This window comes from Actinomadura sp. 21ATH (genome assembly GCF_041951345.1).
In the GTDB taxonomy this organism is placed as follows: domain Bacteria; phylum Actinomycetota; class Actinomycetes; order Streptosporangiales; family Streptosporangiaceae; genus Spirillospora.
This window is the reverse complement of sequence record NZ_JBGNUR010000002.1, coordinates 273,208-292,986: the sequence shown is the minus strand read 5'-3', so window position 1 is coordinate 292,986 and position 19,779 is coordinate 273,208. Positions and strand designations below refer to the sequence as shown.

The window sequence follows — 19,779 nt, the reverse complement described above, 5'->3', positions numbered from 1 at the left end:
TCGACTGTTTCGCCGCGGACCGGGCATGCCATCCAGTCCGTAACGATCAACGACCGGAAGGGCAGCATGAGCCGATCGCCGCGTCTGTCTCTGTCCGCCACCGTGCTCGACGCCCCGGACGCGCACGCTCTGGCGGACTTCTACCGCGACCTCCTCGGATGGACCGTGGTTCAGGACGAACCCGACTGGGTCACGCTCCGGCCTCCGGGCGGTGGAACGGGCCTGTCGTTCCAGACCGAGCCCCTGTTCACTCCTCCCGCATGGCCGGCCGAGGCCGGCGCGCAGCAGATGATGGCCCACCTGGACTTCGAGGTGGACGACCTGGAGGCCGCCTCTGCCCACGCGGAGGCGCACGGCGCCGTGTCGGCCGCCTTCCAGCCGCTCGACCACGTCCGCATCTACCGCGATCCGGTCGGCCACCCGTTCTGCCTCTTCCTCCCCGGCGCCTGACTCCGCATCGCGGAAGGCATGCGGGCAGTCGTCCGCTGTTTGGCCGCACGGGCGCCCGGATTCTCCGTGCGAGGGGCGACGAACCGTCGGAGACCGGCACGTCATCGCCAACCCGACGGCGGATGGCGACCTGGCGATATCGAGAACTGCGTCACCCAACGTGACCTGCGACGGATCTACTCGTCCGGGTGCTCGGCAACGGGCTCCAAGAGGGGGTGCGTGGGTTGTTATCGCGCTACGTCCGGTGGATCTCGCGCCGGTGAGCGTTTCGCCCTCCCCGAGAACGCCCTCGGCGATGCGCCAGAGGCAGGCGTCGGCGGCTCATTCGCTCTGCGAATGGCTGGGATTGCCAGCATGTATTTCCGCCGACGCTGCCGCTGCTGGTGGGATGGCCGTATTCCGAGCTGGAGGTACGAGGGGGCTGGATGCGTTACGCCAGTTTCAGGTACCGCGGCCGGCGCAGCGCGGGTGTCATCCATGGACAGGTGATTCATCCTCTGGGCATCGAACTGACCGATCGGTGGTATGCCGTCCCAGCCTCCACGAAGCCCTGCCTTGCGAGCCGCGGCCTCACACATTGCGAAGGGGCGACTTGCTTCAGATGAAACCGACCGTACTGGTCACCGATTACGCATGGCCGGACCTGGAGGTCGAGCGGAGATTCCTGGATGCCGAGTTCCTGGTGGCGCGGACCGGGGAGCGGGAAGAACTGCTCGAACTCGCTCCCGCGGCGGATGCGATCCTGACATGCTGGAAGACCGTCGACGCCTCCGTGCTGGACGCGGCGACGCGGTGCGTCACGGTCGGCCGGTACGGCGTCGGCCTGGACAACATCGACGTCGCCCATGCCACGGCGCTCGGCATCGTCGTGTCCAACGTCCCGGACTTCTGTGGCGACGAGGTCGCCGACACCACGTTGCTGCTCGTGCTGGCGCTGGCCCGCCGCCTGGGCCCGCTGTCCGCCGACGTGAGGGCGGGCGGATGGGACAACCGGGCGGGCGGGACGCCTGTCCGCCTGCGCGGCAAGAAGATCCTGCTGGTCGGCCTGGGCGGTATCGCCCGGCGGGTGGTCCCGCGGGTGCGGGCGCTCGGCATGCAGGTCCTGGCCTTTCGCAGCGGCGGAGGCTCCGGCGGCCCGCCGGACGGTGTCCGGGTGGTCGGTGATCTCGCGGAGGGGCTCGCCGAGGCCGATGTCGTGTCCCTGCACTGCCCGCTGACTCCGCGGACCCGCGGCATGATCGGCGCACGGGAGTTGTCGATGATGAAGAGCGGCGCCTACCTCGTCAACACCTCGCGCGGCGCGCTCGTGGACACCGAGGCGCTGGTCCGGGCGCTGGACGGCGGAGACATCGCGGGCGCCGGCCTCGATGTCACCGATCCCGAGCCGCTTCCGGCGGGGCACCGGCTCCGTGACCATCCGCTGGTGGTGCTCACGCCCCACGTGGGTTTCTATTCCGATGGATCGACGGCCGAACTCGCCGAGAAGGCAGCGCGGAACGTCGCGGAGGTGCTGCGGGGCGGGCGCCCGGCGAACGTGGTCAATCCCGAGGTCTTCCAGATTCCGGCCCTGCGCATGGAGGAGGCACGGTGAGTTCCCAGCCATCGGACGACGTCACGGCGCTCCTCGGCCACCTCACGGCGCGAGGCATGGTCCCCGATCCGGCTCGGACGGAGGCGGTCCCCCTCACCGGCGGGGTCTCCAACGACGTGTTCGCCGTCTCCGGGCCCGGGATCGACGTCGTGGTGAAACGCGCGCTGCCCGTCCTGCGGGTGGCCAGGGAATGGCAGGCCGACGTCGCGCGGATCGGCATCGAGGCGCGGGCGCTGCGTCTCGCACACGCCGAGACGCCCGAGGCGGTCCCCGCCGTCGTGGACTTCGCCGGCGGATACCTGGTGATCGAGCGCGCTCCCAGGAGCTGGACGAACTGGCGGGACGACCTGCTGTCCGGCGTGGTGGACACCGGAGTCGCCCGGGCGCTGGGGCACGCTCTCGGCGTCTGGCAGGCCCGGACGGCCGGACAGACGACGCGGCTCGCCGGCTTCGAGGACCGGACGGTCTTCGCGCAGCTGCGCACCGACCCGTTCCACCGCGAGGTCGCCGCGACCCACCGGGACCTCGCGCCGATCGTCGAGGAGACCGTCGGCGCGATGTACGCGGCGCGCGACTGCCTGGTCCACGGCGACCTGAGTCCCAAGAACGTGCTGGCCTCCGGCGGCCGGATGTGGGTGCTCGACTGGGAGGTCGCCCACCTCGGCGACGCGGCCTTCGATCCGGCGTTCCTGCTCAGCCACCTCCTGCTCAAGAGCGTCCACGCCCCTCGATGGGCGGACCTGTACCAGGGGGCGGCCGCGGCCTTCTGCCAGTCCTACACCCGGCAGATGCGGGACTCGCTCACGCTCGACGGCGGGCACCTGGCGCGCCAGATCGGATGCCTGCTGATCGCGCGGGTCGACGGCAAGAGCCCCGCCCCGTACCTCACCGAGGCCGGAAGGCTGCGCGCACGAGAGCTGGGCAGGGCGCTCCTCACCGGCGGCCACCCCCACGACCAGTCGAACGGCGTCCTGAACGCCTGGGAGTTGATCAGATGACATCCGATACCGCCATCTCGTCCCTGCGCGCCTGGCAGGCACTGGACTCGCGCGGCAAGCCCACCGTCGGCTGCGAGGTCGTCCTGGCCGGCGGCGGCCGCGGTACGGCCCTCGTCCCGTCCGGCGCGTCGACCGGCACGCACGAGGCGCGGGAACTGCGCGACGGCGAGCCCGGCCACTATGCCGGCAACGGCGTGCTGAAGGCGGTCGCCAACGTCGAGGGCGAGATCGCCCGCGCGGTCCGCGGGCTGGACGCCGCCGACCAGGCGGCCCTCGACCGGCGGCTGCGCGAGCTCGACGGCACGGACGACCTCGGCCGGCTGGGCGCGAACGCGGTCCTGTCGGTCTCCGTCGCGGCCGCCGTGGCGGCCGCCCGTAGCGGCGGCCGGGAGCTGTGGGAGCACGCCGCCGCCATGGCCGGACGGGAGGGCGAGGCGCCGCTGCTGCCCGTACCGATGGTCAACATCATCTCCGGCGGGGCCCACGCGGGCCGTTCGATCGACGTGCAGGACTTCCTGGTCGTCCCGCTGGGGGCGCGCTCCTTCGCCGAGGCCGTCGAGTGGGCGTCGCGCGTTCGCGAAGGGACCGCGGAGGTGCTGCACGAGCGGGGGCTGCCGGTGGCGCTGGTCGCCGACGAGGGAGGGCTGGGGCCCGTCCTTCCCACCAACCGGACCGCTCTGGAGGTGCTCTGCGAGGGCATCGAGCGCTCGGGGCTGGCCCTGGACGGCGGGGACGGCACCGGCGTGGGCATCGCCATCGACATCGCCGCGACGCAGTTCTTCGACCGCGACGGCCACTACACGCTGGCCGCGGAGCGGCGGCGGCTGACATCGGCGGAGCTGATCGCCGAGCTCGCGCGGTGGTGCGCCGACTTCCCGATCGTCTCCCTGGAGGATCCGCTCGCCGAGGACGACTGGGAGGGCTGGCCCGAGGCCACGCGCGTGCTCGGCTCGGCGCCGGCCAGGCCCGGGCGGCACGGGCGGCACGTGCAGATCCTGGGCGACGACTTCTTCGTGACGAGCCCGGACCGCCTGGAGAAGGGCGTCGCCGCTCGCGCCGCCAACGCTGTGCTCGTCAAGCCCAACCAGGCCGGCACGCTGTCCGGCGCGCTCGACGTCGTCCGCCGCGCGCACTCGGCGCGGTACACCACGGTGCTGTCGGCCCGGTCCGGCGAGACCGAGGACACCTGGCTGGCCGATCTGGCCATGGGGTGGCACACCGGCCAGATCAAGGTCGGATCCACCATGCGCTCGGAGCGCACCGCCAAGTGGAACCGGCTCATCCAGCTGGAATCCGCGCTGGGGGAAGGCGCCGTCTACGCCGGTGGCCAGGAGCTCTCCCGCTTCGCCTGACACTCGGCCGTACTAGTGCCCGCGGCGGCCGGCGCCCCTTCCGGTGGCCGCCGCGGGCCGCACGCCCGCACCCGTGTGCCGCCGGACCGTTCAGGCGCCGTGGTCGAGGTCGTCGAACTCCAGGCGCGAGGTGGCCAGCAGCTCCTGCCTCAGCCAGACATGGCCGCCGTCCCGGTCGCGGCGCCGGTGCCAGAAGGCGGACTGCGTCAGCGGCCTCAGCGGGAAGTCCTGCCGGACGGCCACGACCTGCGCGGCCGGAGCCACCCTGGTGGCGAGCCGTTCCGGGACGAAAGCGATCATCATGGTGTCCGGGAGCAGGAACGCCAGCGAGGCGAAGTTCGACCCGGTGGCCTCGACGGACCGCGCGATGCCCAGTTCGTCCAGCCCGTCCTCGACGAGGCTCGTCCCCTGGGGAGGGGCGTAGGCCAGGTAGGGCCAGCGGCCGAGATCGGAGGCGGTCAGGCGGCCCCGCGCGGCCACCGGATGGTCCTTCCAGACGACGGCGACGAAGCGGTCCTCGATCACCCTCATGCTCGACAGCGCCTCGAAGTCGTCCCCGGCGACCATCCGGTCCGGCACGATCGCGAGGTCCACCTCGTCCCGCTTGACCTGGTCGAACCAGCCGGCGGGGATCGCGGTCATGTCGATGCGCACGCGCGCGGCCTGGTCGCCGATGCGGGCCAGCAGCGGCCGCAGCAGGGCGATCCCGACGTAGTCGCTGGCCAGGACGGAGAACGTCCGGGTGTCGCGCTCGGGATCGAACTGCGGCGGCTGCAGGATGTTCTGCTCGATGGTCGCCAGGGTCTCGCGGACCGGCTCTATGAGCGCCTCCGCCCGCGGCGTGAGGGCGAGATGCCGGCCCTGGCGGACCAGCAGCGGGTCGTCCAGCATCTTGCGCAGACGCGACAGCGCCGTGCTCACTCCCGGCTGGGACAGGTGCAGCCGCCTGGCGGCCTGGGTGACGTTCTTCTCTCGCAGCAGCGCGTCCAGCACGACGAGGAGGTTGAGATCGAATCTACCCAGTTCCATGGAACGCTGCTTTCTACGAACCTTCCGAATGCGGGCCGGGCCCGGCCACCCGACACTACCCGTTGCCGTGACCTGTGATACAGCGCCGCGATGCCATCGCGCGGAAGACGCCCATTTCATAATTGGTATCGCGGTCGCCAATGGTCCACATTCTTCGTTCGTCGCGTCCGGGTGATTACCGTCCCGGCATGACCTCCAAGCCCTCGCCCGCCCCGGCGCACCGGCAGCGGTCTCCATACGGACGCGTCCGTCCCGCCGCCCGCCGGCCGGGCGGCTCGGGAGGACCGCTGGTCGTGGCGGCCAGGACCCTCCTCGCCCCGTCGCTCCTCGCCATGGACCTGAGGGATCCGGACGGGCGGCCGCTGCCCCGCTGGACGGCCGGAAGTCACGTGAACCTGCTGCTCGCCCGCGGGCTGGTCCGCCCCTACTCGCTGTGCGGCCGCACCGACGAGCGCGGCTTCTGGCGGATCCTCGTACGCAGGCACGAGCGGTCCCGAGGTGGGTCGAGCCACCTTCACGACGGCCTGCGAGCAGGGGACCGGATCGAGTACCTGGGAGTGCTGCCGGGGCTTGCGCTGGCCGGGGCCCGCCGGTACCGGTTCCTCGCGGGCGGCGCGGGCGTCGCACCGCTGATCCCGCTGGCCCGCCTGGCCGCCTCGGCCGGGATGCCCTGGTCGATGACCCTTTTCGGGCGTGACGCCCGCCAGGTGGCCGGCTGGCGGGAGCTGGCGGACCTCGAACCCGCTCTGACGGTCGCGCGGGAAGATGAGGACATCGCGACGGCCTTGCGGGACGAGGACGTGCCGAACGGCACCGCCGTATACGCGTGCGGTCCCGAGCCGTTCGTCGCCGCGGTCGACGGCGCGCTCGCCGGCCGGCCCGGTGTCCGCCTCTTCCGGGAGAGCTTCGAGGGCCCTGCCGGCGCCGGCGGAACGTCCCGGGCCGTGGAACTGGTGCTGGCGCGCTCGAAGCTGTCGTTCCAGGTCCCCGCGGGGACCTCGCTGAACGAGGGGCTCCGCGCCATGGGCGTCGAGGTGCCCGTCGCATGCGGAGCGGGCTTCTGCGGAGCGTGCGCCGTCAGGGTCCTGAAAGGCGTTCCCGACCATCGCGACCGGCTGCTGAACGCCGGCGAACGCGCGGCCGGCGACATCATCCTCACGTGCGTGTCGCGCTCCCGGACGCCCGAACTCGTCCTCGATCTATAGCGGCGCCCCGCGGCGCGTAATAACACGTATCGCTGACATCTATTTCCCGCGGCGCGGCCGGCATGGCTAGATTTCGCTGAAACTCACCGAAAGGGCTTCTCATGACGGAGATCGCGAAACTCGGATATGTCGGGGTCGAATCCCCGGACCATGCCGAATGGCGCACCTGGGCACCCGAGACCTTCGCCTGCATGCTCGGCCCGGACGGTGCCGACGGCGCCGTCCGCATCAAGATCGACGACGCCGACTACCGGCTGTCCGTCCACCCCGGCCGGGAGCACCGGCTCGCCTACGTCGGATGGGAGGTCCTCGACCACCGCGACCTCGACTCCCTGGAGGCCCGGCTGGAGAAGGCGGGCGCCGGCCCGCGCCGGGCCGACCGGGCCCTGTGCGAGGCCCGCGGCGTCCAGGAACTGGTGACGTTCACCGACCTGTACGGCCAGCCCTACGAGGCGTTCTGCTACCAGTCCAGCGGCTACCGCGACTGGGACCCGCCCCGCCCCCACCAGGGCTTCGTCACCGGGGACCAGGGGCTGGGCCACGTCGTGTTCGTCGTGCCCGACGCGAAGGAGGCGTCCGAGTGGCACACCGACGTCCTGGGGTTCCGGACGACCGACATCATCCGCCTCAACCCGCCGCTGGGCGACATGTGGTTTCTGCGCTCGAACCCGCGCCACCACAGCATCGCGTTCCTGCAGATGGACGGCATGCTCGGCCTCCACCACATCTACCTGGAGTGCAACTCCCTGGACGACGTCGGCTACGCCTACTACGACGTCCTGGGCGGCGACCAGAACCCCGACCTGCTGATGAGGCTCGGCCGCCACATCGGGGACCAGACCGTCTCCTTCTACATCCACAACCCCGCCGGATTCTTCATCGAGTACGGCTGGGACGGCCTGCCGATCCCCGAGACCGAGGCCCGCTCACCCCGCTACATCGACGTCACCGAGGGCAAGCGCGCCGAGATGTGGGGACACCACTTCGTCATGCAGCCCAACGAGACCGTCCGCCCCTACCGGCGCTGACGAAGGAGAACGGGTGACCAGCCTTCCCGCCGCCGCGCGACGCTTCGCGCTCGGCACCTTCGCCCACCCTTCCACCGGCGGCGCCTTCGCCGGCCTCGTCGTCGGCGGCCGCGTCCTGCCCCTGCCGGACGGCGGCCCGCTGGAAGGTCCCGTCACGGTCCGCCGGCTGCTGGAACGGTGGGAGGAGACGCTGCCGCGGCTCGCGGCGCTGGCGGAGACCGCCGGCGACTCCGGCCGGCTGGACCCGGCGGACCTGCGCGTCCTCCCGCCGGTCACGCCGCACCACATCATCCAGGCGGGAGCGAACTACCGGGCCCACCTGCTGGAAATGGCGACGGCTCAGGCCCGGGCCGCGGGCGGCGACGACGCCACGGCCCAGGCCGCGGCACAGGAGCAGCTCAAAGCCTTCAGCGAAGGGAGACCGTTCCTCTTCATCGGCCTGCCGTCCGCGATGTGCGGGCCCCACGACGACATCCTCCTGCCCGAGGGCACGTCCCGGCCCGACTGGGAAGCCGAGCTCGCGGTCGTCATCGGCCGCCCCGCCCGGCACGTGACACCCGAGCAGGCCATGGACCACGTCGCCGGATACACCGTGTGCAACGACATCAGCGCGCGGGACTGGCAGTTCCCCCCTGAGCACCGCGCACTGGGCGGGGACTGGCTGCGCGCCAAGAACCAGCCGACGTTCCTGCCCACCGGCCCGTTCATCGTCCCCGCGCTGTTCGTGCCCGACCCGTCCCGCCTGCGCCTGACCCTGAAACTCAACGGGCGGACCATGCAGGACGACACCGCCGCCGACATGATCTTCGACGTGGCGCGCCTGGTCGCCGAGGCATCGGCCTCCGTGCGCCTGCTCCCCGGAGACCTCGTCCTCACCGGGAGCCCCAAAGGGAACGGCGGCCACTGGAACCGGTTCCTCCGGGCCGGTGACGTCCTGGAGGCCGCGATCGAGGGCATCGGCGCGCAGCGCAACCGCTGCGTCCCGGCCTGACACCCCGCAGAACCACCCCCTGGAACCACCCCACAGCGAGGCATCATGAAGGTTCTCATCGTCGGCGGCGGCATCGCCGGAACCAGCCTGGCGATCCTGCTCGCGCGCGCGGGCGTGACCGTCGAACTGGCCGAACGCAACCCCACCTGGACCGCACTCGGCTCGGGCATCACCCTCCAGGGCAACGCCCTGCGCGTGCTGCGCGACCTCGGCGTCTGGGACCGGGTCAAGGCCGAGGGCTACGCCTTCGACTCCGTCGGCATCCGGACCCCCACCGGCGACCTGCTCTTCGAGAGCGACGACATCCGGTCCGGGGGACCCGACCTGCCCGCCTCCCTGGGCATGTACCGGCCCGCGCTGTGCTCCATTCTCGTCGAAGCGGCCGAGAGCGCCGGCGCCGGGCTCATGCTCGGCCGCACCGTGACCTCCGTCGACCCCGTCGCCTTCGACGACGGCACCACCGGCGAGTACGACCTCGTCATCGGCGCCGACGGCATCCGCTCCTCGGTCCGCCGGATGATCGGCATCGGGACCGAGCCGCGACCGGTCGGCATGGGCGCATGGCGGGCCCACGTCCCCCGCCCCGCCCGGATCCGGCGCACCGAACTCATGTACGGCGGACCGTGCTACATCGCCGGATACTGCCCCACCGGCGAGAACTCCATCTACGCCTACCTCGTCGACAAGGTCACCGACCAGGCCGTCATCCCCCGCGAACGCCTCGCCGGGATGATGCGCGAACTCGCCCACCCGTACGGTGGCGCCTGGGAGGAGATCAAGCCGACCCTCACCGACACCGTGCCGATCAACTACACCCACTTCGAGTGGCTGCTGGTCGACGGGCCGTGGCACCGCGGCAACGTGCTCCTCCTCGGCGACGCCGTCCACGCCTGCCCTCCCACCCTGGCCCAGGGCGCCGCCCAGTGCCTGGAGGACGCGTCCGTCCTGGCGGAACTGCTCCTGGCGCGCGGCGGCCTCGACCGGACGCTGCTCGACGAGTTCCGCGACCGCCGGATCGACCGCGTCCGCACCGTCGTGGAGACCTCCCTGCAGATCGCCAGATGGCAGATGGAACCCGGCCCCGGCGCCGACGTCCCCGGCGCCATGGCCCGCGTCGCTACCGCGATGACCGAACGTCCCTGAGCCCGGGTCCCGTACCGCCGATTTCCGTCCACCGGCCTCGGGCGGCGAGATATCCGGCAGGGCGGCCATGCGGGTGGTGGCGTACCGGCGAACGTATTCGCCGCCCGGATGGCCGCTATACGGCATATCAATGCCCGCCCACCTGGACAGCATTTTTCGGCTGCCTCATAATCGTCTTGGCCGATCGGCCTTATCGGGTAACCGGATAAGCATTTCCAGCGAAGTCGGCCATCGTGTCCCGTCCCCGTCGTTCCGGCATGCCGCGCCAACGCCACCCCGACCTGGAGAATTGAGGGGCGATCGTCGCCTCCCTTCCACGGCCTTCCGCCCACGCCAGAAAGGCGTTCATCGTGCACGAATGCGAAAGCGAGTCCCAGGTCCCTGCGGTCAGCCGGCGCTCCCTGCTGGGCGCCGCGGCCCTGCTCGGTGGCGCCGCGGGGGCCACCATGCTGCACGCCGAACCCGCCCATGCGGAGAGGCCCGAGCGGCACGGCACCCAGCTGGTACTACTGGGCACCGCGGGCGGCCCGCCGCCGTTCGGCAACCGGACCGGGATCGCCTCGGCCCTGGTCGTCAACGGCGACACCTACCTCATCGACTGCGGGCGAGGAGCCGTCACCCAATACCTGCGGGCAGGGCTGACGATGCCGTCGCTGAAGGCCGTCTTCATCACCCACCTGCACGCCGACCACATCGTGGACTACTTCTCCTTCCCGCTCCTATGCGCGGGCGTCCAGCCGCCCCAGCCCGGCCTGGGCGGCATGGTGGACGTCTACGGCCCCGGCCCCGGCGGCACCCCGAACGGCCCGATATCCCCCAAAGACCCCGCCCCCGGGCTGGCCGAGACCACCAGGCGCGCCAACGAGACCTTCGCCGCCTCCTCCAACGCCTTCATCACCAGCCGCTTCGGCATCGACCCGGCCTCGATGCTGCGCGTCCACGAGCTGCCCGCCTCCCCGGCCGCGTTCACCGTCATGGAGAACGACGACCTGAAGGTCACCGCGACGCTCGTTCCCCACGGCAACGTGCGCTCCTACGCCTACCGCTTCGACACCGACGCCGGCTCGGTGACCTTCTCCGGCGACACCGCCCTCAGCGAGGGGCTCAACCGGCTCGCCCACCGCACCGACGTGCTCGTTCACGAGGCGGTGGACGTGTCCTGGTTCCGCGCCCAGGGCATGGGCGAACCCCTCATCCAGCACATGACGAGCGTGCACGTCGATGTCGCCGATATCGGCGAGGTCGGGGCCGCCTCCGATGCCCGCGAGATCGTCCTGTCCCACCTGGCTCCGGGGGACCCCGCCGTCCGCGGCGACGCCGCCTGGGCCCGCGCCGCCCGTGCCGGCGCCCGCACCGCCGGCTACACCGGACGCATCATCGCCGGGCACGACCTCATGCGCATCCCAATCGGCTGACCTGACCAGCGGCCGTACCGGCCCCGCTTGGACGGACCGGCAGCCCCGCCTTCGCCGCCAGCGACGGCGGCTGTGACGACTGACCCCGCACCCGGCTCCCCTTGGGTGCGGGGGTTCTCAACCCCCGAGTCGGCCCGCGTCTCCGTGACTTGCTGGCGGTTGGCAGCCCAGACGGCCCTCTGGCGTGTCGTCTCCCGCGGATGGGACTGGCCGAAGTGGGACGTGGGGTTCTGCGCGAATGGATGAACGAGCACGATCTCCGTATGACTCCCAAACGCTGGATCGTCCTCGGTTGGTGCGCGCTGGCCGTTGCGGCTCTGCTGGCGCTGGTGGGTGCGCTGCAGGTCTTCGGCTCCGTCACCTCGCCTTCCTTCAGGACCCTTGAGATCGGGCGCGGCCAAGAGGCGCGGCTGCTCGACCCCGTCGCCTTCCTGCGAGGGCTGGTGTTGGCGGTCCTGGCGGGGGTGGCGTTCTTCTCTGGACTCGCCTGCTTCTTCTGGAGTGCTTCGCGGCGCCGCCAGGAACTGTTCGAGGAGATCCTTCAGCGCCTGCCTCCGCCTTCGCCGAGCGCTCACGAGGGTGCCCATGCTTCTTCGGGCCGTCCGGCCTCTGCTTGAGCCGGCCCAGAGCGGTCTTTATCCAGGCTTTCGCTTCGAGGGGATGGGGTGGCCGCAAGGGATCCGGGAGGTTCGATGGGCAGGCACCCGGCGGTCGTCCATGCGTACGGCGGGCGCGACCTGTGGCGGCGGTCGGCGGACTGGGACGGCCTGGGCGTCGACCACGTTCGCTGGCGGGTCTCCGATGGCACCGAGGGCCTCACCCGGCGCCCCGACCACCTGCTGTTCGTCACGCTGTCCTGCGACGGCGGCCACACCACGGCCGCCGTCGAGGGGGAGCGCCCGGTGGAGAGCGCCGACTTCCCCGGCGCGACGACGTTCATCCCCGCCGGCCGGGCTCGCCGCACCCTCTACCGGGACGCGACGATCACCTATGCCGCGCTGCGGCTCGCCCCGGATCTCCCGGAGGCCCTGGGAGCGCCCGGGGACCTTGCGCGGGTCGAGTTCGTTCCGCACACCAACCGTCCCGACCCGTTCCTCCACCAGATGGCCCTCGCCCTGGTAGAGGGAACGGCGCGGGGGACCGGCAACGGGCCTGCGGATCGGCTGTTCGCCGACAGCGTCGCCACGGCCGTGCTGCTCCACCTCGTGCGGCGCTACTCCGGCCGCGCCGCCCCTCCGGCGGCGACGCCACAGCCCGCGCGCCTGGACGGGCGGACGCTGCGCGCGGTCCTCGACCACATCGAGGACCGGCTCGGCGAGGACCTGCGGCTGGACGCGCTGGCCGGGGTCGCCGGGATGAACCGGTACGGCTTCGCCCGCGCGTTCCGCGCCGCGACCGGCGTACCGCCGCACCGGTACGTGACCGAACGGCGGCTGGAGCGGGCCGCCCGGCTGCTGCGCGAGCGCGCCGATCTGCCCATCGCCGGCATCGCGTACCAGGTCGGGCTGTCCAGCCAGAGCCATCTCACCACCGCGTTCCGCCGCCGGTACGGCGTGACCCCGGCCCGCTACCGCGCCGGCTAGAGCTTCACCTGCCCGCCCGTGAAGGTCTTGCCCGGATACCACGGCCGGCTGTCGATCTCAGCGAACCCGGGGATCGACTCCATGTGCCGCACCATCCGGGCGCGCGTTTCCACGTCGGGCAGCGGGCCGCGCATGGCCGCCGCGTTCTCCTCCGCGTGCGCGGGCACGGTCGTGGCCGGCAGCACGCACGTCACCGCCGGGTGCGACAGGACGTACTTGAGGAAGAACTGCGCCCACGTCGAGCAGCCGATCTCGCGAGCGAACCCGGGCAGTCGCCGCCCCCGGACGAGTTCGGGCAGCCGGGCCTTCTCCAGCGGCATGTTGACCATGACGGCGGTGCCGTGGTCCGCGGCCGCGGCCAGGATGCGCCGCTCCGCCTCCCGCATGAAGATCGAGTACCGGATCTGGACGACGTCCAGGTCGCCGGTCCGGATCCAGCGCTCGACCGCCGCCGCCTGCTCGGGGATCTCGTGGTGGGTGACGCCGAGATACCTGATGCGTCCCTCCTCCTTCAACTCGCGCAGGAACGGCAGCACCATCGCCGTGTTGGTGAGGCTGTGCACCTGGACGGCGTCCAGCCGCCGCCGGTGCAGGCGCCGCAACGACTGCTCGAACTGCCGGCGCGCGTGGGAGACGTCGTTCAGGTATTCGCCGCACACCCAGCTCTTGTCGGTCAGGAACAGCCGGTCGGTGATGCCCAGTTCCCGCGCGAACAGCCCCACGTTCGTCTCGGACATGCCGTAAAGGGCGGAGGTGTCGACGACCCGGCCGCCGGCGGCGTGGAACCGGCGCAGCACCTCGCGCAGGTGGCCGCGCGGAGTGTGCGGCAACCGGTCGAACGTCATGAACGTGCCCATGCCGACAGCCGGGACCCGCTCGCCGGTGCCCGGGAACGGCCGGGTGAGCAGGTCGCGCGCGCCGGCCGAGGCCGCGGCGCCGCTCGTCCCCGCCGCCGTCCAGCCGGCCGTCGCGAGCGCGACACCGCCGGCGCCCTTGATCACTGCCCGCCGCGATGGGTGGTCCGCCGCCATGATGTCTCCTCGCAGGTGAGAACGGCTCTCTTCCGCTCTTGATGCTGCCGAGGAGCCCTCCGGGCGTCTTTCACAACCGTGCGCGTTGCAGGATCGTGCCGCCGCGATGGCCGGTGGCGGACGCGGCGCCCCGCGGGCATGCTTCGCCGGTCACGGCCATCGGACGGCGCGACGGGCCGGCGTTCGAGATTCAGGGCTCGTCCGTGCGCCAGATCAACCGGCCGTCGAGGACGGCCGGACGCTCGGGATGGTCGTCCCAGGAGGGAAAGCCTTCCCGGAAGTGACCGCCCTGCTCCAGGCAGTCGGCCACCTCGGTCAGGAGGGCGCCGATGCTGGGCGCGCAGAGGTCGGATGCCACGTCGAATTCGATGCCGAAGACCGCATCATGCGTTCCGAGGCGCCCGAATCCCGCCCCCGGGGTGCAGTCGACCAGCAGCGCGTCAGCGCTCATGGCATTGGCTGCCAGCCCCACGCATTCCCTGGGCCAGTACCAGTCCTGTTCCGGATCTCCTGCGTCCGCGTCGAGCTTCCGCCGCCTCTCGGTGTACGCGGCCATCTCCTGCGCGCCCAGCAGGACGAAGCCGCGCGGCAGCGGGAGTCCTTGGCCGCCCCGCGCACCGCCGTGGCGGAGCAGCCAGGCGGTCAGGTCGGGCGGGAACTCCGATTCCAGCCTGCGGGCGACTGCGGCGACCTCTTCGGCCGCCGCGGGCGAGCCCAGCGAGGTGAAGGTGACCGGCGCGTTCGTTCGCAGCCACGCCTCGATGCGCCGCCCTGCCTCGTCCAGCGACTCGACGGCCGCCCGTTCCCAGTGCTGCCGCGGGGTCCGCCGTTGCGCGATCCATGTGGCGGCGGCCTCGGCGACGGAGGCGCGCCCGGCCTGGTCCGCGAGTTCGTGCTCTTGCCGAGCGAGGTCGCGGCGCTCGACCTCGAAGGTGTCCCCGTGCCGCAGGGAGATCACCATGTACCAGGACGGGTCGTCCTCGATCGGTTCGATGATCACAAAGGTGTTGTCGGTGGTGTCGAGACCGTCCATCAGTGCACGGATGGCGTCTCCGGCGGGGTTGTCGACGACCTCGCCGTTCTCGGTCGTGGCACGGAACGTGACGGTCTCTGGCCGGGTCATGGGCTGCCGCTCTCCTCATGTCGATCAGCGGTGCCAGCGTCGCATGGGACCCGGACGATTCTGGCCGGCGACCGCAACACATCGGGCTCGTACATCACGAGGCGACCATGGCAGGGCCCCGGCAGTCGGCGGCCGCCTGTGCCTTGTCGATGCGCGTGGCCGGGATGGGGTCGCTCTCGGCGAGAGGTTCGGCAAGGTGCCGCCCGGGGAGGTCAGGCGCGCCGGTCACTCCGCGTACTCAAGCAGCTCGCCCGTCGGCAACCTCCCGCCCGGCCGCCTGGTCAGGTCGGCCCGGGCGGGGCGTCGTGGACGGTAAGGGTGTCTCCGCGCTGGACGGTTCCTGGGCGGACGATGCGGGCGTAGACGCCGGCGTTGTGCGCGGCCTTGGTGTGCACGGTGCGCAGCAGGTGACGGTCGCGGGGACTGTCGGCGACGGGATGGCTGATCATCACGCAGCGAGGCGTCGCCGCGGTGACCTCCAGCAGAACCGTTCCTATGCGCAGTCGGCGTCCGATCCATTGATGCTCGGGGAACGGATCGGGAGCGTCGCCGGGGACGTTGACCAGCAGGTTGGGGCGGAACCGGCGCACGTCGGCGGGGGTGTCGTGGCCGGCGAGTACGCCGAGGGTGCGCAGGGTCCGGTCGGTGATGAGGTGGAGGGGGTAGGCGTCGAAGTAGGTGCCGGGGATGGTGGTGTACTTGGCGACCTCAGGGGGCAGCGCGGACAGGTCGGGGGCGTCGGCGGCGGTCTCGACGTCGAAGAACTCGCGCAGGTAGCGGTCCCAGTCGCCGTCGGCGGGAGGGCGGCGCCGGTAGTGGGCGGTCTGCTCGGCGGGCAGCCGCGGCCACAGCGTGACCGGACGGCCGATCATCTCGGAGAGGCCGCGGTGGACGTCGGAATCGGTGGAGGAGACCGGGGCCGCGCCGGGCGCGTTGATCCGGACCGGCGGGCTCAGCTCGCCGGGACCGGGCGGGACCGGGAAGCGGGCGGTCAGGTTCAGCAGAACGGGAAGCGCGCGGGCGTCGGCGATGACGTCGCGGGTCTGGTCGCGCAGCGCCCAGGCGCGGTCGCCGCGTATGCCGCCGGGGTCGAGATGCGCCCGGGGAAGGGGCTCGGCGGCCATGCTCTTGACCGGGTAGCGCCACAGGCCGACGATGGTCATGGCGGCCGCTGTCGTGGTGGTCATCGTGGTCGTCTCCTGGAGTCAGACGCCGGGGTCGTCGTCGCCAAGGCCGAATTCGGCCCCGCCCCCACCGCCGGCCTCCCGGTCCGAAGCTCCGAACAGCAACTGGACCAGGCCGCCGAGGGCGCCGAGGCCAAGGAAGAACCAGATGATTCCGCCCCAGACGCGTTCGACGGTGTCGCCCGCGTTCTCGTGACCAGTAATGATCATCCACTCTGCTCGGACGGCCAAGCCCAGGAAGGCGACGACGATGACGGCGCCGATCAGCTCGCCGACCACGGCCCCATGATCCGGCCGCCTTCCGCGTCCGCCCATTTCTACCGTCCAGATGCGAGCAGTAATCGACCCGGCGAAACGCTCACCGTCCCGATGATCCCCCACCCAGCAAGATCATCAAAGTCCGGGTTCGGCCAGGACCGCACGAAGCCTCCGCCAAGGGTTTGCCCCTCCAGCTGCACCCGCTCGGCCCAGCCCGGCACTTCGCCGCCCAAACCGCCGCCGCTGCATGCATACCGCCTGTCAATCAAGCCTGTCGAAAGCCAGTATGCGCGCTTTGGCAGGCAGTGGTCGGAGCCCCCGATCGGAGGCTCCGACCGGCCGACGCCCCAGGAGCACTTCAGGCCGGCGATCTACTCATACACACCCGGGGCCGACTGGGCCGATGTCGGACGAGGCGCGCAGGGCCGTTCAGGGCCTGCGATCGTGGAAGGTGCGGCGCAGGTCGTTCACCCAGGCGTCGGGGTTCTCCCAGGGGATGAAGTGGCCGCCGTGGTCATGGGCGTTGACGTTGACATGGTTGAACCAGTCGCCCTGCGGACCGTTCTTGAACGCTTGGACGCGCTCGGTGGCGGTGTGGATGCCGGGCGGGTTCTCGTAGGTGACGAAGGTGAGGCCGACCGGGGCCTGGACGACCGGGGTGCGGTCGTGGGCGGGGGCCCATGGGTAGCGGTTGGCGTTGGCGTAGTAACGCATCGACGTGGCGATGGAGTTGTTCACCCAGTAGATCGTGGCGTGGGTGAGCAGGTCGTCCTTGGTGAAGACGGACTCGACGTCACCGCCGTTGTCGCTCCAGGCCGTCCAGCGCTCCAGCAGCCAGGCGAGCAGTCCGGCGGGCGAGTCGCTCAGCCCGTGAGCCAGGGTGGCGCCGTCGAGCATGTGCACGGCGAGGTGGACCGCCGAGCGGTGGTCCAGTTCGATGATGCGGGCGCGGACGTCGGCGGGCTGGTCGTCGGTGAGAGGGCGGTTGCGGGCGAAGTCCCAGGCGCGGGGGCCGTTGAAGAAGTTCAGCGGCAGCCCGGAGCCGATGTGGATGCCGTACAGCTCGTCGGCGTACTTGTGGCCGAGCTGGCTGGAGACGATCCCACCGATGTCGCAGCCCCCGGCGGCGTACTTCTCGTAGCCCAGCGTCTCGGTCATCAGGGTGTGCCAGAGGTCGGAGACCTTCCAGAAGTTGACGTCCGGGAAGCCGGTGAGCGGGCCGGGGAAGCCGAAACCGGGCAGGGACGGCACGATGACGTCGAAGGCGTCGGCGGGGTCGCCGCCGAACGCGGCCGGGTCGGCGAGCGGGTCGATCACCTTCGACCAGTGCCAGAACGTCCACGGCCAGCCGTGGGTGAGGATCAGCGGGATCGGGCGGGGACCGCGGCCGGGCTTGCGCATGAAGTGCACCGGGACACCGGAGACGCTCACCTGGTAGTGCTCGTAGGTGTTGATGGCGGCCTCGGCCTTGCGCCAGTCGTAGCCGTCCCGCCAGTAGGCGACCAGCTCACGGAGATAGCCGCCGGGGACGCCGTACGACCAGTCCTCGTTCCCCTCGTCCAGCGGCGGACGGGTCAAAGCGAGGCGGGCGCGCAGGTCGTCGAGAACCTCGTCGGGCACATGGATCGGGGCGGGCTCTAGGGGAAAGGCGTGCGCGCTGGTCATGACGTTCCTTACTCGATAGGCGAGCTGGTCATTTTAGAGAGTGTGGGCCGCGGCGCGATGAGTGCCTGCCGGTCCTCCGGCGCCGCGTCGTTCAGGTCGTTCACGCGCACGAGCGGCCCGGCTGAGGTGTCGAACTCTGACATCCGCGACGGCGCCCTCGATGGCTATGAGGCCGCCTCGTAGCGCGGCCAGAGGCGCTCGCCCGGCCGTCCGTCCATGCCGCAGACGGATGTTCGGACGGGCCGGGCTGCCGCTGCTACGCAGACGGGTCCTGCTCATCGCCCAAAGAGGATGAAACGTCAGGGTCAGTCCCCGACCTGCCCGGTCAGGCTCGGACCGTCGAGTCCGGCTAGCAGGTCGCGCAGGAGGTCGGCGAGCTGCTCGCGGCGTTCGGGTCCGAGGTGGCCGATGAGGCGGTCCTCGGCCGCGAGCAGGTCGGCGACCACGCGGTCGAGCAGGGCGTTGCCCGCGTCGGTGAGGGTGACCGCGCGCGCGTGGTAGCCGGACCCGGCGGTGGTTCGTTCGACGAGCCCTGCCTTGACCGCCCGCTCCACACGCTGGGTGATCGCGCCGCGGGTCACCATGCACGCGTCGGCCAACTCGCCAGGGCTCATCCGGTACGGCGGGCCGGAGCGCCGCAGCGTGGACAGCAGGTCCAGGGTGGCCACGTCCACGCCGAGGTTCGCGAGGAGGCGGCGGCGCTGGTCGCCGAATACCTTGGCGGCCCACCAGATCCGGGTGATGACCCCGATCGATTCCACCGGGGCGCCCGGCAGCTCTCGGCGCCAGGCGTCCTGGATGGCGTCGGCGCTGTCGCGCCGCGGCTCAGCGGCCACGCTCGGCCCCGCCGTTCACCTGGACGATCTGCGCGGTGACGTGCCCGCCACCGGGCGAGGCGAGCCAGTGCACGGTCTCGGCGATGTCCTGCGGCGTCCCGGCCCGGCCGGTGTGGGTCTGCGCGACGAGCATCGCGCGGCGTTCGTCGTCCAAGGTGCCGCCGAAGAACTCGGTGTCCTCGATCAGCCCGGGGGCGACCACGTTCACCGTGATGCCGCGCGGCCCCAGGGCGGCGGCGAGGTCGAACGCGTAGGGGTGCAGGGCCGCCTTCATCGGGCCGTAGGAGGTGCCGCCCGAGCCGCGGAACGCCGCGATCGAGCTGATGAACACGATCCGCCCGGACGGGTTGATCAGATCACGGAATGCCTCGGTCGGCAGCACCGCGCTCAGCACGTTGGCCCGGAAGTTGCCCGTCCACCGGGCCGCGAGGTCGCCCGGCCCGCTGTGCCATTCGACGTTGCCGCCTGCGCCGTTGACCAGCACATCGATCGTGCCGAAGCGCTCGGCCAGGTCGGCGCGCGCACGCGCGACCTCGGCGGGCTCGCTCAGGTCGGCCGGCAGCGCCGTGCCGCCGATCTCCTTGGCCGCCTTCTCCAGCACGTCGGCGCGGCGGCCGATGATCAGCACCCGGTCCCCGTCGGCCGCAAAACGTGCCGCCACCGCCTTGCCGATACCGGTGCCGCCACCGCTGACCACGATCGTGCGTCCCATGCCGCCCCCCATTGACTTTAGGTCTAAAGTCAGGCTAGCAGGGGGATACCGGACGGCGTTGGTCCCGAGGGCGGCACTCGCCGCGACGTTCTCCGCGCGGTCGTCGAACGGTATCCACCCGCGGCGCTGTCGACCGCAGTGGCCACCGGTTTCGACACCAGGGGCCTGCACTACAGACCGAGCAG

19 protein-coding genes are annotated in these 19,779 nt (G+C 71.5%); 11 read left to right on the top strand and 8 right to left on the bottom strand.

Going from position 1 to position 19,779, the window contains the following annotated elements; translation table 11 throughout:
* Positions 1-66 precede the first annotated feature (66 nt).
* The 4 genes from ACA361_RS08015 (at position 67) to eno (ending at position 4,391) form a co-directional block, all read left to right on the top strand.
* On the top strand, positions 67-450 hold the full coding sequence (locus tag ACA361_RS08015; protein WP_375011172.1) for a VOC family protein: 384 nt from the start codon (positions 67-69) through the stop codon (positions 448-450).
* Between the two features lie 601 nt (positions 451-1,051).
* Positions 1,052-2,041: a C-terminal binding protein gene (locus tag ACA361_RS08010; protein ID WP_375011171.1), complete on the top strand. Its 990-nt coding sequence runs from the start codon at positions 1,052-1,054 to the stop codon at positions 2,039-2,041.
* Complete coding sequence (locus tag ACA361_RS08005; RefSeq protein WP_375011170.1) at positions 2,038-3,039, top strand: phosphotransferase family protein; 1,002 nt, start codon at positions 2,038-2,040, stop codon at positions 3,037-3,039. The genes ACA361_RS08010 and ACA361_RS08005 overlap by 4 nt, the downstream gene beginning before the upstream one ends.
* Positions 3,036-4,391: a phosphopyruvate hydratase gene (gene eno, locus ACA361_RS08000; RefSeq protein WP_375011169.1), complete on the top strand. Its 1,356-nt coding sequence runs from the start codon at positions 3,036-3,038 to the stop codon at positions 4,389-4,391. Before ACA361_RS08005 ends, eno begins: the two co-directional genes overlap by 4 nt.
* A gap of 90 nt (positions 4,392-4,481) precedes the next feature.
* On the opposite strand, the gene ACA361_RS07995 is transcribed toward eno, so the two are convergent.
* On the bottom strand, positions 4,482-5,420 hold the full coding sequence (locus tag ACA361_RS07995; protein WP_375011168.1) for a LysR family transcriptional regulator: 939 nt from the start codon (positions 5,418-5,420) through the stop codon (positions 4,482-4,484).
* 188 nt (positions 5,421-5,608) lie between these two features.
* Here ACA361_RS07995 and ACA361_RS07990 point away from each other — a divergent pair, with 188 nt between their 5' ends.
* The 7 genes from ACA361_RS07990 to ACA361_RS07960 all read left to right on the top strand — a co-directional run bounded on the left by ACA361_RS07990 (position 5,609) and on the right by ACA361_RS07960 (position 12,785).
* Positions 5,609-6,625, top strand: coding sequence for a PDR/VanB family oxidoreductase (locus ACA361_RS07990; RefSeq protein WP_375011167.1), 1,017 nt, complete (start codon positions 5,609-5,611; stop codon positions 6,623-6,625).
* A 101-nt stretch (positions 6,626-6,726) separates the two neighbouring features.
* Positions 6,727-7,653, top strand: coding sequence for a VOC family protein (locus ACA361_RS07985; RefSeq protein ID WP_375011166.1), 927 nt, complete (start codon positions 6,727-6,729; stop codon positions 7,651-7,653).
* Positions 7,654-7,666: 13 nt separating this feature from the next.
* Positions 7,667-8,644, top strand: a complete 978-nt coding sequence (locus ACA361_RS07980; protein ID WP_375011165.1) for a fumarylacetoacetate hydrolase family protein — start codon at positions 7,667-7,669, stop codon at positions 8,642-8,644.
* Positions 8,645-8,689: 45 nt separating this feature from the next.
* The gene (locus ACA361_RS07975) at positions 8,690-9,787 is read left to right on the top strand and encodes an FAD-dependent monooxygenase (RefSeq protein WP_375011164.1); all 1,098 of its coding nucleotides are present in this window, start codon (positions 8,690-8,692) and stop codon (positions 9,785-9,787) included.
* A 350-nt stretch (positions 9,788-10,137) separates the two neighbouring features.
* Positions 10,138-11,202: an MBL fold metallo-hydrolase gene (locus ACA361_RS07970; RefSeq protein WP_375011163.1), complete on the top strand. Its 1,065-nt coding sequence runs from the start codon at positions 10,138-10,140 to the stop codon at positions 11,200-11,202.
* 200 nt (positions 11,203-11,402) lie between these two features.
* Complete coding sequence (locus tag ACA361_RS07965; RefSeq protein WP_375011162.1) at positions 11,403-11,819, top strand: hypothetical protein; 417 nt, start codon at positions 11,403-11,405, stop codon at positions 11,817-11,819.
* A 75-nt stretch (positions 11,820-11,894) separates the two neighbouring features.
* The gene (locus ACA361_RS07960) at positions 11,895-12,785 is read left to right on the top strand and encodes a helix-turn-helix domain-containing protein (RefSeq protein ID WP_375011161.1); all 891 of its coding nucleotides are present in this window, start codon (positions 11,895-11,897) and stop codon (positions 12,783-12,785) included.
* Here the strand turns inward: ACA361_RS07960 and ACA361_RS07955 are convergent.
* From ACA361_RS07955 to ACA361_RS07925, 7 genes are all read right to left on the bottom strand, one after another.
* Positions 12,782-13,816: an aldo/keto reductase gene (locus ACA361_RS07955; protein WP_375011160.1), complete on the bottom strand. Its 1,035-nt coding sequence runs from the start codon at positions 13,814-13,816 to the stop codon at positions 12,782-12,784. The two genes, ACA361_RS07960 and ACA361_RS07955, sit on opposite strands and share 4 nt — an antisense overlap.
* Before the next feature lie 190 nt (positions 13,817-14,006).
* Positions 14,007-14,939: an SMI1/KNR4 family protein gene (locus tag ACA361_RS07950; protein WP_375011159.1), complete on the bottom strand. Its 933-nt coding sequence runs from the start codon at positions 14,937-14,939 to the stop codon at positions 14,007-14,009.
* Between the two features lie 281 nt (positions 14,940-15,220).
* A complete protein-coding gene (locus ACA361_RS07945) occupies positions 15,221-16,126 on the bottom strand; it encodes an MOSC domain-containing protein (protein WP_375011158.1) in 906 nt (301 codons plus the stop codon).
* 18 nt (positions 16,127-16,144) lie between these two features.
* Positions 16,145-16,402 carry a hypothetical protein gene (locus ACA361_RS07940; RefSeq protein ID WP_375011157.1) on the bottom strand — a complete coding sequence of 86 codons (258 nt, stop codon included), beginning with the start codon at positions 16,400-16,402 and terminating at the stop codon, positions 16,145-16,147.
* Positions 16,403-16,810: 408 nt separating this feature from the next.
* Positions 16,811-18,046 (bottom strand): epoxide hydrolase family protein, encoded by a 1,236-nt coding sequence (locus tag ACA361_RS07935; RefSeq protein WP_375011156.1) that lies wholly within the window; start codon positions 18,044-18,046, stop codon positions 16,811-16,813.
* Positions 18,047-18,351: 305 nt separating this feature from the next.
* The gene (locus tag ACA361_RS07930; RefSeq protein WP_375011155.1) at positions 18,352-18,882 is read right to left on the bottom strand and encodes a MarR family winged helix-turn-helix transcriptional regulator; all 531 of its coding nucleotides are present in this window, start codon (positions 18,880-18,882) and stop codon (positions 18,352-18,354) included.
* Positions 18,872-19,594, bottom strand: a complete 723-nt coding sequence (locus ACA361_RS07925) for an SDR family NAD(P)-dependent oxidoreductase (protein ID WP_375011154.1) — start codon at positions 19,592-19,594, stop codon at positions 18,872-18,874. Before ACA361_RS07925 ends, ACA361_RS07930 begins: the two co-directional genes overlap by 11 nt.
* Positions 19,595-19,779: the final 185 nt, after the last annotated feature.

Bases quoted from the DNA above. Each gene is read 5' to 3' on its own strand.
- ACA361_RS07925 (WP_375011154.1), bottom strand. From the start codon at position 19,594: ATGGGACGCACGATCGTGGTCAGCGGTGGCGGCACCGGTATCGGCAAG.
- ACA361_RS08015 (WP_375011172.1), top strand. From the start codon at position 67: ATGAGCCGATCGCCGCGTCTGTCTCTGTCCGCCACCGTGCTCGACGCC.
- ACA361_RS07945 (WP_375011158.1), bottom strand. From the start codon at position 16,126: ATGACCACCACGACAGCGGCCGCCATGACCATCGTCGGCCTGTGGCGC.
- ACA361_RS07965 (WP_375011162.1), top strand. From the start codon at position 11,403: ATGGGACTGGCCGAAGTGGGACGTGGGGTTCTGCGCGAATGGATGAAC.
- ACA361_RS08010 (WP_375011171.1), top strand. From the start codon at position 1,052: ATGAAACCGACCGTACTGGTCACCGATTACGCATGGCCGGACCTGGAG.
- ACA361_RS07975 (WP_375011164.1), top strand. From the start codon at position 8,690: ATGAAGGTTCTCATCGTCGGCGGCGGCATCGCCGGAACCAGCCTGGCG.
- ACA361_RS07995 (WP_375011168.1), bottom strand. From the start codon at position 5,420: ATGGAACTGGGTAGATTCGATCTCAACCTCCTCGTCGTGCTGGACGCG.
- ACA361_RS07990 (WP_375011167.1), top strand. From the start codon at position 5,609: ATGACCTCCAAGCCCTCGCCCGCCCCGGCGCACCGGCAGCGGTCTCCA.
- eno (WP_375011169.1), top strand. From the start codon at position 3,036: ATGACATCCGATACCGCCATCTCGTCCCTGCGCGCCTGGCAGGCACTG.
- ACA361_RS07985 (WP_375011166.1), top strand. From the start codon at position 6,727: ATGACGGAGATCGCGAAACTCGGATATGTCGGGGTCGAATCCCCGGAC.
- ACA361_RS07950 (WP_375011159.1), bottom strand. From the start codon at position 14,939: ATGACCCGGCCAGAGACCGTCACGTTCCGTGCCACGACCGAGAACGGC.
- ACA361_RS07935 (WP_375011156.1), bottom strand. From the start codon at position 18,046: ATGACCAGCGCGCACGCCTTTCCCCTAGAGCCCGCCCCGATCCATGTG.
- ACA361_RS07960 (WP_375011161.1), top strand. From the start codon at position 11,895: ATGGGCAGGCACCCGGCGGTCGTCCATGCGTACGGCGGGCGCGACCTG.
- ACA361_RS07955 (WP_375011160.1), bottom strand. From the start codon at position 13,816: ATGGCGGCGGACCACCCATCGCGGCGGGCAGTGATCAAGGGCGCCGGC.